The organism is Streptomyces sp. NPDC093591, assembly GCF_044764885.1.
Lineage (GTDB): Bacteria > Actinomycetota > Actinomycetes > Streptomycetales > Streptomycetaceae > Streptomyces.
In genome coordinates this window covers 265,681-280,727 of sequence record NZ_JBIWIY010000002.1, presented here as the reverse complement: position 1 = coordinate 280,727, position 15,047 = coordinate 265,681, and the positions used below count along the sequence as shown (strand labels likewise).

At 71.0% G+C, this 15,047-nt stretch carries 14 protein-coding genes; 11 read left to right on the top strand and 3 right to left on the bottom strand.

The window, feature by feature from the left end; translation table 11 throughout:
* Positions 1 to 20 precede the first annotated feature (20 nt).
* The gene (locus ACIREI_RS04675; RefSeq protein WP_403327334.1) at positions 21 to 1,607 is read left to right on the top strand and encodes a GMC oxidoreductase; all 1,587 of its coding nucleotides are present in this window, start codon (positions 21 to 23) and stop codon (positions 1,605 to 1,607) included.
* A gap of 19 nt (positions 1,608 to 1,626) precedes the next feature.
* On the opposite strand, the gene ACIREI_RS04670 is transcribed toward ACIREI_RS04675, so the two are convergent.
* A complete protein-coding gene (locus ACIREI_RS04670; RefSeq protein ID WP_403327332.1) occupies positions 1,627 to 3,423 on the bottom strand; it encodes an AMP-dependent synthetase/ligase in 1,797 nt (598 codons plus the stop codon).
* A gap of 296 nt (positions 3,424 to 3,719) precedes the next feature.
* Here ACIREI_RS04670 and ACIREI_RS04665 point away from each other — a divergent pair, with 296 nt between their 5' ends.
* The 6 genes from ACIREI_RS04665 (at position 3,720) to ACIREI_RS04640 (ending at position 9,486) form a co-directional block, all read left to right on the top strand.
* Complete coding sequence (locus tag ACIREI_RS04665) at positions 3,720 to 4,517, top strand: metallophosphoesterase (RefSeq protein WP_403327330.1); 798 nt, start codon at positions 3,720 to 3,722, stop codon at positions 4,515 to 4,517.
* A 143-nt stretch (positions 4,518 to 4,660) separates the two neighbouring features.
* Positions 4,661 to 5,101: an SRPBCC family protein gene (locus ACIREI_RS04660; protein WP_403327328.1), complete on the top strand. Its 441-nt coding sequence runs from the start codon at positions 4,661 to 4,663 to the stop codon at positions 5,099 to 5,101.
* A gap of 649 nt (positions 5,102 to 5,750) precedes the next feature.
* Positions 5,751 to 6,929, top strand: a complete 1,179-nt coding sequence (locus ACIREI_RS04655; protein ID WP_403327326.1) for an ArsA family ATPase — start codon at positions 5,751 to 5,753, stop codon at positions 6,927 to 6,929.
* 57 nt (positions 6,930 to 6,986) lie between these two features.
* Positions 6,987 to 7,487 carry a DUF5304 domain-containing protein gene (locus ACIREI_RS04650; RefSeq protein WP_403327324.1) on the top strand — a complete coding sequence of 167 codons (501 nt, stop codon included), beginning with the start codon at positions 6,987 to 6,989 and terminating at the stop codon, positions 7,485 to 7,487.
* A gap of 113 nt (positions 7,488 to 7,600) precedes the next feature.
* Positions 7,601 to 8,554, top strand: a complete 954-nt coding sequence (locus ACIREI_RS04645; protein WP_403327323.1) for an ROK family glucokinase — start codon at positions 7,601 to 7,603, stop codon at positions 8,552 to 8,554.
* A 173-nt stretch (positions 8,555 to 8,727) separates the two neighbouring features.
* Entirely contained in the window at positions 8,728 to 9,486 is a 759-nt protein-coding gene (locus ACIREI_RS04640) for an endonuclease/exonuclease/phosphatase family protein (protein ID WP_403327321.1), read from the top strand.
* On the opposite strand, the gene ACIREI_RS04635 is transcribed toward ACIREI_RS04640, so the two are convergent.
* Complete coding sequence (locus ACIREI_RS04635) at positions 9,483 to 10,136, bottom strand: hypothetical protein (RefSeq protein ID WP_403327319.1); 654 nt, start codon at positions 10,134 to 10,136, stop codon at positions 9,483 to 9,485. The two genes, ACIREI_RS04640 and ACIREI_RS04635, sit on opposite strands and share 4 nt — an antisense overlap.
* Positions 10,129 to 10,908: an alpha/beta hydrolase gene (locus ACIREI_RS04630; RefSeq protein WP_403327317.1), complete on the bottom strand. Its 780-nt coding sequence runs from the start codon at positions 10,906 to 10,908 to the stop codon at positions 10,129 to 10,131. The genes ACIREI_RS04635 and ACIREI_RS04630 overlap by 8 nt, the downstream gene beginning before the upstream one ends.
* Before the next feature lie 205 nt (positions 10,909 to 11,113).
* Here ACIREI_RS04630 and ACIREI_RS04625 point away from each other — a divergent pair, with 205 nt between their 5' ends.
* The 4 genes from ACIREI_RS04625 (at position 11,114) to ACIREI_RS04610 (ending at position 15,005) form a co-directional block, all read left to right on the top strand.
* The gene (locus ACIREI_RS04625; RefSeq protein WP_403327315.1) at positions 11,114 to 11,875 is read left to right on the top strand and encodes a lysophospholipid acyltransferase family protein; all 762 of its coding nucleotides are present in this window, start codon (positions 11,114 to 11,116) and stop codon (positions 11,873 to 11,875) included.
* A gap of 44 nt (positions 11,876 to 11,919) precedes the next feature.
* On the top strand, positions 11,920 to 13,149 hold the full coding sequence (gene macS, locus ACIREI_RS04620) for a MacS family sensor histidine kinase (protein ID WP_403327313.1): 1,230 nt from the start codon (positions 11,920 to 11,922) through the stop codon (positions 13,147 to 13,149).
* Entirely contained in the window at positions 13,146 to 13,838 is a 693-nt protein-coding gene (locus ACIREI_RS04615; protein WP_403327311.1) for a response regulator, read from the top strand. The genes macS and ACIREI_RS04615 overlap by 4 nt, the downstream gene beginning before the upstream one ends.
* A 138-nt stretch (positions 13,839 to 13,976) precedes the next feature.
* Positions 13,977 to 15,005: a 6-phosphofructokinase gene (locus tag ACIREI_RS04610; RefSeq protein WP_403327309.1), complete on the top strand. Its 1,029-nt coding sequence runs from the start codon at positions 13,977 to 13,979 to the stop codon at positions 15,003 to 15,005.
* Positions 15,006 to 15,047: the final 42 nt, after the last annotated feature.

The following is a 15,047-nucleotide window of genomic DNA, read 5'->3' as shown; positions in this document are numbered from 1 at the left end:
CAAGACGTCAAATCCTCGGAATGGCGGCACTGCAGACCGCAGCCACCCTCGGCTTCACCCGCATCGCCCTCCAGTCCGCCCAAGCCGCCCAGCCCGACGCAGTCGAATCCGCGCCCGCCATCGTCATCGGCTCAGGCTACGGCGGCGCCGTAGCCGCCCTCCGCCTCGGCCAGGCCGGCATCCGCACCCTCGTCCTCGAAATGGGCCGCCTCTGGAACACCCCCGGCCCCGACGGCAAGGTCTTCTGCTCCACCAGCGCCCCCGACCAGCGCTCCATGTGGTTCCGCACCCGCACCGAGGCCCCGCTCGCCACCTTCCTGTGGCTGGACGTGGTCAACAAGGACATCGGCCCCTACCCCGGCGTCCTGGACCGCGTGCACTACGACCACATGTCCGTGTACGTCGGCCGAGGCGTCGGCGGCGGCTCCCTCGTCAACGGCGGCATGGCGGTCACCCCCCTCCAGTCCTACTTCGCCGAGCAGTTCCCGACCGTGGACACCGCGGAGATGTACGGCACCTACTTCCCGCGCGCCCGCTCCATGCTCGGCGTCAACACCATCGACCCCGCGTGGTTCGAGTCGACCGAGTGGTACCGCTTCACCCGGATCTCCCGCACCCACGCGACCAACACGGGCTTGAGGACCACCTTCGTGCCCAGCGTCTACGACTTCGCCCACATGCAGCGCGAGGCGGCCGGTACGGCGACCAGGTCGGCGCTGGCCGGCGAGGTCATCTACGGCAACAACCACGGCAAGCGCACCCTCGACAAGACCTACCTGGCATCCGCGCTCGGCACCGGGAACGTCACCATCCACACCCTGGAGAGGGCGAGGTCGATCAGCAGGGCGGCCGACGGGACGTACCTCCTGACCGTCGACCGGATCGACAACACCGGCACGGTCGTCGAGACCAAGGAGTACGGCTGTACGTACCTCTTCCTCGGCGGCGGCAGCATCGGGACCACCGAACTCCTCGTCCGCGCAAGGGAGTCCGGCACGCTGCCGGCCCTGGACGCGAGCGTCGGCGCCGGGTGGGGGACCAACGGCAACGTGATGCTCGGGCGGGCCAACCACCTGTGGGACACGGTCGGGGAGAACCAGTCGACCATGCCGGTCATGGGCATCGACGACTGGGCCAACACCGCCAACCCCGTCTTCGCCGAGATCGCTCCCTTACCCACGGGACTGGAGCACTGGGTCAGCCTCTATCTGGCGATCACCAAGAATCCGTCGCGGGCGTCGTTCTCGTACGACAGCGGTACGGGAGCCGTGAAACTCGGCTGGAGCGCCGCCCAGAGCGCGGTGTCGGTGAGCATGGCCAAGAAGCTGTTCGACCGGATCAACCGGGCGAACTCCACGATCTACCGGTACGACCTGTTCGGCTCGTCCAACAAGGTCTTCGCCGACGACTTCACCTACCACCCGCTGGGCGGCTGTGTACTGGGCAAGGCGACCGACAACTACGGCCGGGTGAAAGGGTATTCACGCCTGTACGTCACCGACGGCTCGCTCGTGCCCGGGTCGATCGGGGTGAACCCGTTCGTGACGATCACCGCGCTCGCCGAACGCACGATGGCGCGGGTCCTCGTGGAGGACACCGCGCCATGACGCTTTTCCGGAAGGGGCCCTACTTCTGGTAGATCGCCTCGATCTCGTCCGCGAAGTCCTTCGCCACGACGTTGCGCTTGAGCTTCAGCGACGGCGTCAGATGGCCCGAGTCCTCCGTGAACTGGGAGCAGAGAATGCGGAACTTCCGCACCGATTCCGCCTTCGACACCGCGGCGTTGCCGTCGTCGACCGCCGACTGGATCGCGGCCAGCAGGTCGGGGTCCTCGTGCAGCGACGCCGCGGTGGAGCCCGTCGGCTTGCCGTGCTCGACGGCCCAGCGGCCCAGGAACTCCTCGTCGACGGTGACCAGCGCGCCCACGAACGGCCGCCCGTCGCCCACCACCATGCACTCCGCGACCAGCGCGTGTGCCCGGATACGGTCCTCGATCACGGCCGGCGCGACGTTCTTGCCGCCCGCGGTGACGATGATCTCCTTCTTGCGGCCGGTGATCCTGAGGTAGCCGTCCTCGTCGAGGGTGCCGATGTCACCGGTGTGGAACCAGCCGTCGGCCAGCGCCTCCTCGGTCGCGCCCGGGTTGTTCCAGTACTCCTTGAACAGGTGCTCGCCGTGCAGCAGCACCTCCCCGTCGTCCGCGATCCGCACGACCGAGCCGGGCAGCGGCTGGCCGACCGTGCCGATCTTCTGCCGGTCCCAGGGGTTGAAGGCGGTGGCGGCGCAGGACTCGGTCAGGCCGTAGCCCTCCAGGACCGTGAAGCCGATGCCGCGGAAGAAGTGCCCGAGGCGCTCGCCCAGCGGGGCACCGCCGGAGATGGCGTACTCGCCCTTGCCGCCGAGCACCGCGCGCAGCTTGCTGTAGACCAGCTTGTCGAAGACCTTGTGCTTGATCTTCAGGCCGACCGGCGGGCCGGACGGGGTGTCCAGCGCCTTGCTGTAGGCGATCGCGGTGTCCGCGGCCTTGTCGAAGATCTTGCCCTTGCCGTCGGCCTGGGCCTTGGCGCGCGCCGAGTTGTAGACCTTCTCGAAGACGCGCGGGACGCCCAGGATCAGCGTCGGGCGGAACGAGGCCAGCTCGTCGGTGAGGTTCTTGATGTCCGGGACGTTGCCCAGCTTGATCGGCGCCATCATGGGCGCGACCTGCACGAGGCGGCCGAAGACGTGCGCGAGCGGGAGGAAGAGCAGGACCGAGCACTCGCCGGTGCGGAACAGCGGCCGCAGGCGCTCCACGATGTTCCCGCACTCGGCGAAGAAGCTGCGGTGGGTGAGGACACAGCCCTTGGGGCGGCCGGTCGTCCCGGACGTGTACACGATGGTCGCCGGGTCGTCGGCCTTCGCCAGCGAGCTGCGCTCCTCGACCGTCGCGTCGCTGATGTCCTGCCCGAGCCGGCCCAGCTCCTCGACCCCGCCGGCCTCGATCTGCCAGACGTGCTTGAGGGCGGGCAGCCGGTCGCGCACCGACTCGACGGCGGCGGTGTGGCCGTCCAGCTCCGTGATCATGGCCGTCGCGCCCGAGTCACCGAGGATCCACTGCACCTGCTCCGGCGAGCTGGTCTCGTACACCGGCACGGTGACCGCGCCCGCCGACCAGATCGCGAAGTCGAGCAGGGTCCACTCGTAGCGGGTGCGGGACATCAGGCCGACCCGGTCGCCCGGCCGGACCCCGGCCGCGATGAGCCCCTTGGCCGCCGCGCGGACCTCGGCGAGGAAGGCGGTGGCCGTGACGTCCTGCCAGGCGCCGCCCACCTTGCGGGCGATGACGGCGACGTCCGGATGCTGCGCGGCGTTTCTGCGGACGATGTCGGTCAGATTGCCGTCCGCAGGGACCTCGTACAAAGCCGGAAGGCTGAACTCGCGCAAGACTGCTGCTCCTCATAGGGCGCCGGCGCCACGACGTTGTGTGATGCGACGGTGCGGTCCAAGGCTCGGGCAAGTGCTCTGGGATTCACATGTTGAAATCCAGAGCACGACTGGACCGACCGGACGTTACCCGCCGGTATGGCTTCTTCGACAGGGGGGTCCGGCGAGATGTTCGCTGCGTCACACGGATTGGTGTTTCTGCGCGCACAGTAGTCGAGCGGTCTGACGACTGGCCAGTAACCATCGGTTCGCCCGCCACTGTTCACGTATGCCGCACACGCTTACCCTTGATCGCCATGGCACCCACACCGACGGGAAACCGCAGGACGCGCGTACACGTGGTCAGTGATGTGCACGGCAACGCCGGCGACCTGGCCAGAGCCGGTGAGGGTGCCGACGCCCTGATCTGCCTCGGCGACCTGGTGCTGTTCCTGGACTACGCCGACCACTCGCGCGGCATCTTCCCCGACCTGTTCGGCGTGGAGGCCGCCGACCGCATCGTGGAACTGCGCACCGCCCGGCGCTTCGAGGAGGCGCGGGAGTTCGGGGCGCGGCTGTGGGCCGGGATCGGCTCGGACCGGAGTGCGGTGATCGAGAAGGCGGTGCGCAAGCAGTACGCCGAGATGTTCGCGGCGTTCCCCGCGCCGACGTACGCGACGTACGGCAATGTCGACATGCCCCCCCTGTGGCCGGAGTACGCCGGGCCGGGCACGACCGTGCTGGACGGGGAGCGGGTGGAGATCGGGGGGTGGGTCTTCGGGTTCGTGGGCGGGGGTCTGCGGACGCCGATGCGCACGCCGTACGAGATCAGCGATGAGGAGTACGCGGCGAAGATCGAGGCCGTGGGGGAGGTGGACGTGCTGTGCACGCACATTCCGCCGGAGGTCCCGGAGTTGGTGTACGACACGGTGGCGCGGCGCTTCGAGCGGGGGAGCCGGGCGTTGCTGGAGGCGATCCGCCGGACGCGTCCGCGTTATTCGTTGTTCGGGCATGTCCATCAGCCGCTGGTGCGGCGGATGCGGATCGGGGCGACGGAGTGCGTGAACGTGGGGCACTTCGCGGGGTCGGGGAAACCGTGGGCGCTGGAATGGTGAGCGAATTCGGGTGGCGTGGGCGTTTTCGCGACGATGGCGCAGGTGGGGGTGGAGTCGGCCGGTCGGGCGCGCGGTAGCCTTCACGCTGCGCACCCGTGCGCACCACGACTTCTTACCGGCCCGCATCTGGAGGAGCCACGGCGATGGCGGAACACACCAGCTCGAGCATCACGATCGAGGCGGCACCGGCCGACGTCATGGGGGTGATCGCCGACTTCGCCCGCTACCCGGACTGGACCGGTGAGGTGAAGGAGGCGGAGGTCCTCAAGACCGACGGCCAGGGCCGTGCCGAGCAGGTTCGCCTCGTCATGGACGCCGGCGCGATCAAGGACGACCAGGTGCTGGCGTACACCTGGAGCGGTGAGCACGAGGTGTCCTGGACGCTGGTGAAGTCCCAGATGCTGCGGTCGCTCGACGGGTCGTACATCTTGAAGTCGGCGGGGGCCGGGGCGACCGAGGTCACTTACCGGCTGACGGTGGATGTCAAGATTCCGATGCTAGGGATGATCAAGCGCAAGGCGGAGAAGGTCATCATCGACCGGGCGTTGGCGGGGCTGAAGAAGCGGGTGGAGTCGGGCAAGTAGTTCCTTGCCCCGCCGCCCCTACCCGTCCCGTCCCCCAGGGGCTGCCGCCCCTTCGACCCCGCGTCCCTGGGGGCCTGCGGCCCCCAGACCCCCGCTTCGGCCCTGAACGGGCCTCGTCCTCAAACGCCGGACGGGCTGGGTGGGGCGGACGGCACCTTGTCCGAGACCGACGATCCCCCCGGCCCCACGCACCCGCCGCCCAGCTGCGGGAGCTGCAGGGGGCCATGATGCCCGGCCGAGCCGCCCAGCCGTGGTGCTCAGCGATGCCGTCGCACGGGACCGCGCCGCTCAGCGTGGCGCCAAGCGGCGTCAGCCCCCCGGCTGTGGCGTCCAGCCGAGCCGCCCAGCCGCGACGGCCGTACCTGGCTGTGGTGCCCGGCCGAGCCGCCAGCCGCGACAGCCGCCACCTGGCCGTGGCGCTCAGTGATGTCGTCAAGCTGGGGTAGCGGCAGGGGGGCCGTGGCGGCCAGCCCTGTCGCCAGCCGCCGTAGCCGCACCCAGCCGCGGACAATCCTGCCGCCCAGAGCGGCACGGGTGGGCCCGGGCGGTGCCCCGGCGGCGCCGGGCTGCGCGACCCGCCCCCGCCCAGCCTCCACGCCGCGCACCTGCCGATCGGGTTGAACCCCCGCGTCCGTTAGCGTTCACCCCCATGCGCACGATCCTGATCACGGGCCCTGGCGGCAGCGGCCGTACCACCGTCGCCGCCGCCACCGCGCTGGCGGCGGCGAACAACGGCACCCGCACCCTCGTCCTCAGCGCCGACCGCACCGACACGCTCGGTGCCGCACTCGGCGTGGCCACCGGCGCGACCCCCGCCCGGGCCACCGACACCCTCACCGCATGGCGCCCCGACGCCGCCACCGGCTTCCGGGACGACCTCGCCGCCTTCCAGGAACGTGCCACCGCCGCCCTCGACCTCCTCGGCGCCTCCCGGCTCGACCCGGACGAGCTCACCCCCCTCCCCGGCGCCGAGGAGCTCGCGCTGCTCCGTGCGCTGCGGGACGCCGCCCTCGCCGAGGCCCATGACCTGCTCGTCGTGGACCTGCCGGCCACCCCGCACGCCCTCGCCCTGCTCTCGCTTCCCGAGGAGCTGCGCCGCTACCTGCGCCGGCTGCTGCCGTCCGAGCGGCAGGCGGCCCGGGCCCTGCGGCCGGTACTGGGGCGGCTGGCCGGCGTTCCGATGCCCGCGGAGTGGCTGTACGAGACCGCGGCCCGTTGGGACGTCGAGCTCGCCGCCGTCGAAGCCGTCGTCGCCGACCGCGACACCGTCGTACGGCTGGTCGCCGAGCCCGGCCCGGGCGGCGCCGACGCCGTGCGGACCGCCACCCTCGCCCTCGCCCTGCGGGGCCTGCGCCCCGACCTGCTGGTCGCCAACCGGGTCCTGCCGGAGGCGGAGGCGCCGGCGGGCAGCTGGCTCGCCGGGCCCGTCGCCCAACAGCGCAAGGTTCTGGAGGAGTGGGGGGACAAGGGCCACGACGTCCACCACATCGCGCATCTCGGACGGGACCCCCGTGGCGCCGACGACCTCACCGCCCTCGCCGTGTCCGCCGTCAACGACAGCTCCTCCACGGTCGAGTGGCCCGTCACCGACCGCCTCGCCGAGGACGGCGTCCTCGTCTGGGCCGTCCCGCTGCCCGGCGCCGTACGCGACGAGCTCGACCTCGTCCGGCGAGGCGACGAACTCGTCGTCACCGCGGGACAGTTCCGGCGTATCGTGCCCCTGCCGTCCGCCCTGCGCCGGTGCGGTGTGGACGGGGCCGCGCTGCGCGACGGCGAGCTGCGGATCCGGTTCGCGCCGGATCCCGATCTCTGGCCGCGGACCCGGTGAAGCAGGTACGCCCGTTCGGGTAACGTCGTAGAGACGAACCGTAGTCAGGAGTCCGTCATGAGCGAAGAGCTCCCCCCGTCCGACGCCGAAGAGCACGAGGCGATCGACGAGGTACGGGCCGACGAGGTGCGGGCGAGCGACGCCGACGCCTGGGCGACCGCGTGCGCCGAGGACCTCGCGGCGGAGAAGGCCCGCCGCCGCGCCCAGCACGGCCCGCCCCCGGGCTCGGCCGCCGAGGAACTGCGCAAGCTCGTCGACGCCGTCGCGGACAAGCTGTCCACCCTCCAGTCCCCGCTGCTCGGCGCGGTCGCCGGACCCGCCGCCCAGCAGGTGGTCAAGCAGGTCGTGGAACAGGCCAAGGCCGCCGTCGAGCCGGTCATCGAGCGCAACCCGGACGTCTTCGATCATCTGGCTGCCGCGGGCACCGAACTCCTCGCCGCCTACCGCTCCGCCGTCCAGGCCCAGGAACGACGCTGGACCACCGGCGACCAGGATCCCGGCGAGCGCCGCGACCGGGGCGACGACGCCGGTCCCGGCGAGCGCATCGACCTGGACTGAAGGCCCGCGACCACCCCTCAGCCGGGCTGCCCAGCGGGCGGACGACGAGGCCCTGACGGCAGGGCCTCGGGTACCGTTGGCCGTAGCGGGGCTCGACCGAAACTGAGGGATTCATGGGACTCACCATCGGCGTCGACATCGGCGGCACGAAGATCGCGGCCGGCGTGGTCGATGAGGAAGGCAACATCCTCTCGACCCACAAGGTGCCGACCCCGGGCACGCCCGAGGGCATCGTGGACGCCATCGCCTCCGCGGTGGAGGGCGCGCGCGCCGGACACGAGATCGTCGGCGTGGGCATCGGTGCCGCCGGATACGTCAACCGTCAGCGTTCCGAGGTCTACTTCGCCCCCAACATCGACTGGCGCAACGAGCCGCTGAAGACGAAGGTCGAGGCCCGCGTGGGCCTCCCGGTCGTCGTCGAGAACGACGCCAACGCGGCCGCGTGGGGCGAGTACAAGTTCGGCGCGGGCAAGGGCCACCGCAACGTCATCTGCATCACGCTCGGCACCGGCCTCGGCGGCGGCATCATCATCGGCAACAAGCTGCGCCGCGGGCACTACGGCGTGGCCGCCGAGTTCGGCCACATCCGCATGGTGCCGGACGGCCTGATGTGCGGCTGCGGCTCGCAGGGCTGCTGGGAGCAGTACGCCTCCGGGCGCGCCCTCGTCAGGTACGCCAAGCAGCGCGCCAACGCCACCCCGGAGAACGCCGAGATCCTGCTCGGCATGGGCGACGGCACCCCCGACGGCATCGAGGGCAAGCACATCTCCATGGCCGCCCGCCAGGGCGACCCGGTCGCCGTCGACTCCTACCGGGAACTCGCCCGCTGGGCCGGCGCCGGCCTCGCCGACCTCGCCTCCCTCTTCGACCCGTCCGCCTTCATCGTCGGCGGCGGCCTCTCCGACGAGGGCGAACTGGTCCTCGACCCGATCCGCAAGTCCTACAAGCGCTGGCTGGTGGGCGGCAACTGGCGCCCGGTCGCCGACGTCATCGCGGCCCAGCTGGGCAACAAGGCGGGCCTGGTGGGCGCGGCGGACCTGGCCCGCGAGCCGGATCCGATCATGTAAGGGCCGCTTTTCGGCCAAGGGGACTGATCCGACCCCTGAGGGGCGCGGGGCTGTATCGATGTGCGGCTCCGCCGCGTGGGCGCGACAAGCCGCACACAACCGGAAGTCGCCCAGCAACCTCGCGCCCCCAGCTATTCGGCGCCCGGACCCCGGGCCCGGCTAGATTGACCCGCATGGAGACGTCCCCCTCGCCGCTCCCCACCTCCCGTACCGAGCCCGACGGTTCAGCCGTCATCCGTGTCCTCAGCTACAACATCCGCTCGATGCGCGACGACACAGCCGCCCTCGCCCGCGTCATCCACGCCTGCGATCCCGACCTGGTCCTGATCCAGGAAGCCCCCCGCTTCTTCCGCTGGCGCAAGAAGCTCTCCCGCCTGGCCCGCGCGGCGAACCTCGTCATCCTCACCGGCGGCGCCACGGCAGCGGGACCAGCCATCCTGTGCAACCTGCGGGCGACCGTCGAACGCACGGAGGACGTCCTCCTCCCCCTCACCCCCGGACTCCACAGGCGCGGCTTCGCCACGGCCGTGGTCCGATTCGGCGGCGCCCGCCTCGGCGTCCTCAGCTGCCACCTCAGCCTGCAGAAGGACGAGCGCTACGAACAGGGCGGCATGCTGCTCGACCGCCTCGCCGCGATGGGCGTGGAGCACGCCGTCGCGGGCGGCGACCTGAACGAACGCCCCGCCGGCCGTACGTTCCTCCGGTTGGCCGACGGCCTCCAGGACTGCTGGGTCACCGCACCCTGGGGCAGCGAGTACACCTCGACCCCGGCCGACCCCCACCAGCGCATCGACGCGATCTTCGCCACCAAGGGCATCGAGGTACTCGGCTGCGGGGTCCCCGTGGGCCACCCCGGTGTGACGGAGACAGACCTGAGGGCGGCCACGGACCACCTTCCGGTCCTGGCCGCCCTCAAAGTCCCTGTGTCCTAGACGACCGCGCCCCGCCCCGGATCGTCGTCCTCGTCGTCATCCGTCTTCATCCGCATCACCAGCGTGGCGAACCCGCCCAGGAACCCGCCGATGCCGAGCGTCGCCAGCCACCACGTCATGTCCCAGCCGAGCAGCACGGCGAGCAGCAGCAGGACCGGCCCGCCGATCACCGCGAGCCAGGCGAACTTCGCGGTCGCGTCGGCGGTGGGCAGCGGCGGCGGTTCTGGCGGGACGAAATGGCCCTCGTCGTCGGCGTCGAAGTCGTCCTCGGTCGGCTCGGGCACGCTGTAGTCGCGCGGGCCGACGCCGGGGGCGAAGGAGACGGAACTGCCCAGCGGCTTGGAAGGCTTGTCCTCCCGGCCCGCCTCGGGCTCGTCCGCCTGCTTGACCTTCGAGCTCTTGTCGCCCTTGTCGTCGTTCGGCTCGCCGTCCGTCCCGCCGCTCGCCTCGCCGTTCGTCTCGGTCTCCAGCAGCGCCAGGTCCTCGACCGACTTGAACGGCTTCGAACCCGGCGGGTCCGGCGGCTCATCGCCGTATCCGGCGACGATGGCGGCCCAGGCGGCGTCCTCGTCGAACGGGACGTGCTGCTCTTCCGGCTCGCGGTCGTCGCTGTCCTCGCGCCTGTCGCGGTCGGAGCCGTGCTCAGCCACGTGCGGTCGTCCCTTCTCTGCCGACGCCGGTTGCGAGCCGGTCGATGAAGCCGATGCTCTCTACGAAGATCCGGTCCGCGTCATGGTCCAACGTCGCCACGTGATAGCTCTGTTCCAGCACGACCTCCGTTACGTCCGTGGACGACACCCGGCTCAGTACCCGGGCCGAGTCCGCCGGCGGCACGGTGTGGTCCTGTGCGCTGCGCAGGAGCAGCAGCGGCTGGGTGACCTGCGGCAGCTCGCCGTCGACCAGGCGGAAGAAGTTCCGCAGGGAGTGGGCCGCGTGCAGCGGCACCCGGTCGTACCCGATCTCGATGCCGCCCTCCTTCGCGATGTCGCCCGCGACCCCCGGCACCGTACGGACGAGGTGGCGGGACACCGGGAGGGTGTACGCGTACAGGCCGTGCACCTTGTTCGCCGGGTTGACGACGATGACGCCGGCGACGTGCTCCCCGTGCTTCGCGGCGAGCCGCAGTGCCAGGGCCCCGCCCATGGACAGGCCGGCGACGAAGACCCGCTCGCAGCGGTCGCGGAGGTTGCGCAGCTCGCGGTCCACCTCGGCGTACCAGTCCTGCCAGCCGGTGAGCCGCATGTCCTCCCAGCGGGTGCCGTGGCCCGGCAGCAGCGGTAGCGAGACGGTGAGCCCGCGCTCGCCGAGATACTCCGCCCAGGGGCGCAGCGACTGGGGGGAACCGGTGAAGCCATGGCAGAGCAGAACCCCGATCTCCCCGCCCTCATGGCGGTACGGCTCGGCTCCAGGAAGGACCGGCACCTTACGGTCTCCTGTTCGTGAGAAGGACGGACATGACGGACATGAGCGAGAGGAGCGACATGAACCCACGCGGCACAGCCGCATATCGATACAGCCAGGTGTGCTTCACCGTACGCGACCGTACTGACACCGACCAGGGCCGTCGGACTCTTTGACAGTGGCCCGGGTTAAGGTCTGATCGACAGACACAGGAGGCACTCGGTTGTTGTACGGCGCGATGAAGGTGGCCATCGGGGGACCGTTGAAGGTCGCTTTCAGGCCCTGGGTGGAGGGGCTGGAGAACATTCCCGCCGAGGGCCCCGCGATCCTGGCGAGCAACCACCTCTCCTTCTCGGACTCGTTCTTCCTGCCCGCGGTCCTCGACCGCAAGGTGACCTTCATCGCGAAGGCCGAGTACTTCACGACCCCCGGCGTCAAGGGCCGGATGACGGCCGCGTTCTTCAAGGGCGTCGGCCAGCTGCCCGTGGACCGCTCCGGTGCGCGCGGCGCGGGCGAGGCGGCCATCAAGAGCGGCATAGAGGTCCTCGAACGCGGTGAGCTGTTCGGCATCTACCCGGAGGGCACGCGCTCGCCCGACGGCCGGCTCTACCGGGGCAAGCCCGGCGGCCTCGCGCGCGTGGCACTCGCCACCGGGGCGCCGGTCATCCCGGTCGCCATGATCGACACGGAGAAGATCCAGCCGCCGGGCCAGGTCATGCCCAAGCTCATGCGGCCGGGCATCCGGATCGGCAAGCCCCTGGACTTCCGCCGCTACCAGGGCATGGAGCACGATCGCTTCGTCCTGCGCGCGCTGACCGACGAGGTCATGTACGAGATCATGAAGCTCTCCGGCCAGGAGTACGTCGACATGTACGCGACCGCCGCCAAGCGGCAGATCGCGGAGGCGGCGAAGGCCGAGAAGGAACAGGCGAAGAAGGAACAGGCGAAGAAGACCAAGAAGGCGGACGAGGAGCGGCCGGGCGACTAGGCAGGGCAGTCCGGGCGAGCGATTCGAAAACAGGGGTGGGGGGAATGGCCAAGCGCGAGCGGGTCATGAGGATGTCCGTCGAGCAGCCGCTGTGGCGCGCGCTCGCCGGCTACCGGGTGCTGACCATGGTGTATGCGATCGGGCTCTTCATCAGCGCCCACGACGAGGTCGCGCGCCCCTGGGTGGCCATCGCCTACTTCGCCGTCCTGGCCGTCTGGACCCTCGCCACCCTGCCCAGGGTGGCGAACGCCGCGAGCTGCACCAAGCGCTTCCTCGCCGTCGACCTCACCATCGCCCTGGCCGGCATCCTGCTCACCCGGCTCGCCGAGTCGCCCGAGCGGATCGACGCCGGAGCCCCGACCCTGCCGTCGATATGGACCGCGGGCGCCGTGCTCGCGTTCGCCATCAAGGGCGGCTGGCGCTGGGCCGCCTTCGCCTCCACGCTGGTCGCCGCGGCCAACCTGATCGAGCGCTCCGGAGTGCCGACCCGCGACACCATCCACATGGTGCTGCTCGTGTGGATCGCCTCCATCGCCATCGGCTACGTCGTCGAGGTCGCCCGAGCCTCCGAGCGCACCCTCGCCCGGGCCCTGGAGATCGAGGCGGCGACCCGTGAGCGGGAGCGGCTCGCCCGGGACATCCACGACAGCGTGCTCCAGGTGCTCGCGATGGTGCAGCGGCGTGGTGCCGTCATCGGCGGTGAGGCGGCCGAGCTGGGCCGGATGGCCGGCGAGCAGGAGGTGGCCCTGCGCACCCTGGTCTCCGGCGGCCTCGTCCCCGTGTCGCGGGCGTCGGAGGACGCCGCCGAGGGGGCCGTCGTACGGGCCGTGGACGAGCCGGACGACGCCGACGGCCCCGTCGATCTGCGGGCCCTGCTCGCCCCGTACGCCGGCGCCAAGGTGAGTCTGGCCGAGCCCGGCGCGCCCGTGCCGCTGGCCCCGGACGCCGCGCGGGAGCTGGCCGCGGCCGTGGGGGCCGCCCTGGACAACGTCCGTAAGCACGCGGGGGAGCACGCGCGCGCGTGGATCCTGGTCGAGGACGAACCCGACGCGGTGATCGTCACCGTGCGGGACGACGGCCCCGGCATTCCCGCGGGACGGCTCGCGCAGGCCGAGGGCGAGGGGCGGCTCGGCGTCGCCCTGTCGATCCGGGGGCGGCTGCGGGACCTCGGCGGCAGCGCCGAGCTGATCTCGGTGCCGGGGCAGGGCACCGAAGTGGAACTGAAAGTACCGAAGGACAGCGGCGCTTCACGGGGGAAGGCGGAGCAGCGATGACGGACACCGCGAGCGGACAGCAGGGCCCGATCAAGGTCATGGTCGTCGACGACCACCCCATGTGGCGCGACGCGGTCGCCCGCGACCTGGCCGAGTCCGGCTTCTACGTGGTCGCCACCGCGGGCGACGGCGACCAGGCCGTACGCCGCGCCAAGGCCGCCGCCCCCGACGTCCTGGTGCTCGACCTCAATCTGCCCGCCAAGCCCGGCGTCCAGGTCTGCAAGGAGCTGGTGGGCCACAACCCGGCCCTGCGCGTCCTCGTCCTGTCCGCGAGCGGCGAGCACGCCGACGTCCTGGAGGCCGTGAAGTCGGGCGCCACCGGCTATCTGCTGAAGTCGGCCTCGACGGAGGAACTCCTGGACGCGGTGCGGCGTACGGCCGTCGGCGACCCGGTGTTCACGCCCGGCCTGGCCGGACTCGTCCTCGGCGAGTACCGCCGCCTCGCCTCCGAACCGGCGCCCGCCGCACAGGACGCCGACCAGCCGGGGGCCCCGCAGCTCACCGAGCGCGAGACCGAGGTGCTGCGGCTGGTCGCCAAGGGACTGAGCTACAAGCAGATCGCCGAACGCCTGGTCATCTCCCACCGCACGGTCCAGAACCACGTCCAGAACACCCTCGGCAAGCTCCAGCTGCACAACCGGGTGGAGCTGGTGCGGTACGCCATAGAGCGCGGCCTCGACGACGAGTGATCCAACAGCCGCCCGATTGACGGCACGTAAACCAAACACCCGGCAGTTCACCGGAATTGCCGCTCCGACCCATCCCGCTGTGACCTGGATCACCATTAGCGTGACCTCACCAGGCAACCGCGGCGAAGGGACATTTCCATGCGGGTCGGAGTACTGACCGGAGGCGGCGACTGCCCCGGTCTCAACGCCGTCATCCGGGCCGTCGTCCGCAAGGGCGTGCAGGAGTACGGCTACGACTTCGTCGGCTTCCGGGACGGCTGGCGAGGTCCGCTCGAGAACGACACCGTCCGTCTCGACATCCCCGCCGTGCGCGGCATCCTGCCCCGCGGCGGCACCATCCTCGGCTCCTCGCGCACCAACCCGCTGAAGCAGGAGGACGGCATCCGCCGGATCAAGGAGAACCTCGCCAAGCAGGAGGTCGAGGCGCTCATCGCCATCGGCGGCGAGGACACCCTCGGCGTCGCCACCCGCCTCTCCGACGAGTACGGCGTGCCCTGCGTCGGCGTGCCGAAGACCATCGACAACGACCTGTCCGCCACCGACTACACCTTCGGCTTCGACACCGCCGTCGGCATCGCGACCGAGGCCATCGACCGGCTGCACACCACCGCCGAGTCCCATATGCGGGTCCTGGTCTGCGAGGTGATGGGCCGTCACGCGGGCTGGATCGCCATCCACTCCGGCCTCGCCGGCGGCGCCAACGCCATCCTCATCCCCGAGCAGCGCTTCGACGTCGACAAGGTCTGCGCCTGGATCACCTCGCGCTTCAAGGCGTCGTACGCCCCCATCGTGGTCGTCGCCGAGGGCGCCATGCCGAAGGACGGCGACATGGTCCTCAAGGACGAGTCGCTGGACTCCTTCGGGCACGTCCGGCTGTCCGGGGTCGGCGAATGGCTGGCCAAGGAGATCGAGAAGCGCACGGGCAAGGAAGCCCGTACGACGGTCCTCGGGCACATCCAGCGCGGGGGCACCCCCAGCGCCTTCGACCGCTGGCTCGCCACCCGCTTCGGACTGCACGCCATCGAGGCCGTCCGCGACGGCGACTTCGGCAAGATGGTCGCCCTGCGCGGCACGGACATCGTCCGCGTCCCGATCGCGGACGCCACGGCCAAGCTGAAGACGGTGGATCCGAAGCTGTACGAGGAGGTCGGGGTGTTCTTCGGCTGACGGGCATCTGAGGGGTGTGGACCGTATATTCGGCCCACACCC

Coding starts and splice junctions, on each gene's coding strand:
- ACIREI_RS04675 (WP_403327334.1), top strand. CDS start 21: ATGGCGGCACTGCAGACCGCAGCCACCCTCGGCTTCACCCGCATCGCC.
- ACIREI_RS04665 (WP_403327330.1), top strand. CDS start 3,720: ATGGCACCCACACCGACGGGAAACCGCAGGACGCGCGTACACGTGGTC.
- ACIREI_RS04660 (WP_403327328.1), top strand. CDS start 4,661: ATGGCGGAACACACCAGCTCGAGCATCACGATCGAGGCGGCACCGGCC.
- ACIREI_RS04655 (WP_403327326.1), top strand. CDS start 5,751: ATGCGCACGATCCTGATCACGGGCCCTGGCGGCAGCGGCCGTACCACC.
- ACIREI_RS04650 (WP_403327324.1), top strand. CDS start 6,987: ATGAGCGAAGAGCTCCCCCCGTCCGACGCCGAAGAGCACGAGGCGATC.
- ACIREI_RS04645 (WP_403327323.1), top strand. CDS start 7,601: ATGGGACTCACCATCGGCGTCGACATCGGCGGCACGAAGATCGCGGCC.
- ACIREI_RS04640 (WP_403327321.1), top strand. CDS start 8,728: ATGGAGACGTCCCCCTCGCCGCTCCCCACCTCCCGTACCGAGCCCGAC.
- macS (WP_403327313.1), top strand. CDS start 11,920: ATGGCCAAGCGCGAGCGGGTCATGAGGATGTCCGTCGAGCAGCCGCTG.
- ACIREI_RS04615 (WP_403327311.1), top strand. CDS start 13,146: ATGACGGACACCGCGAGCGGACAGCAGGGCCCGATCAAGGTCATGGTC.
- ACIREI_RS04610 (WP_403327309.1), top strand. CDS start 13,977: ATGCGGGTCGGAGTACTGACCGGAGGCGGCGACTGCCCCGGTCTCAAC.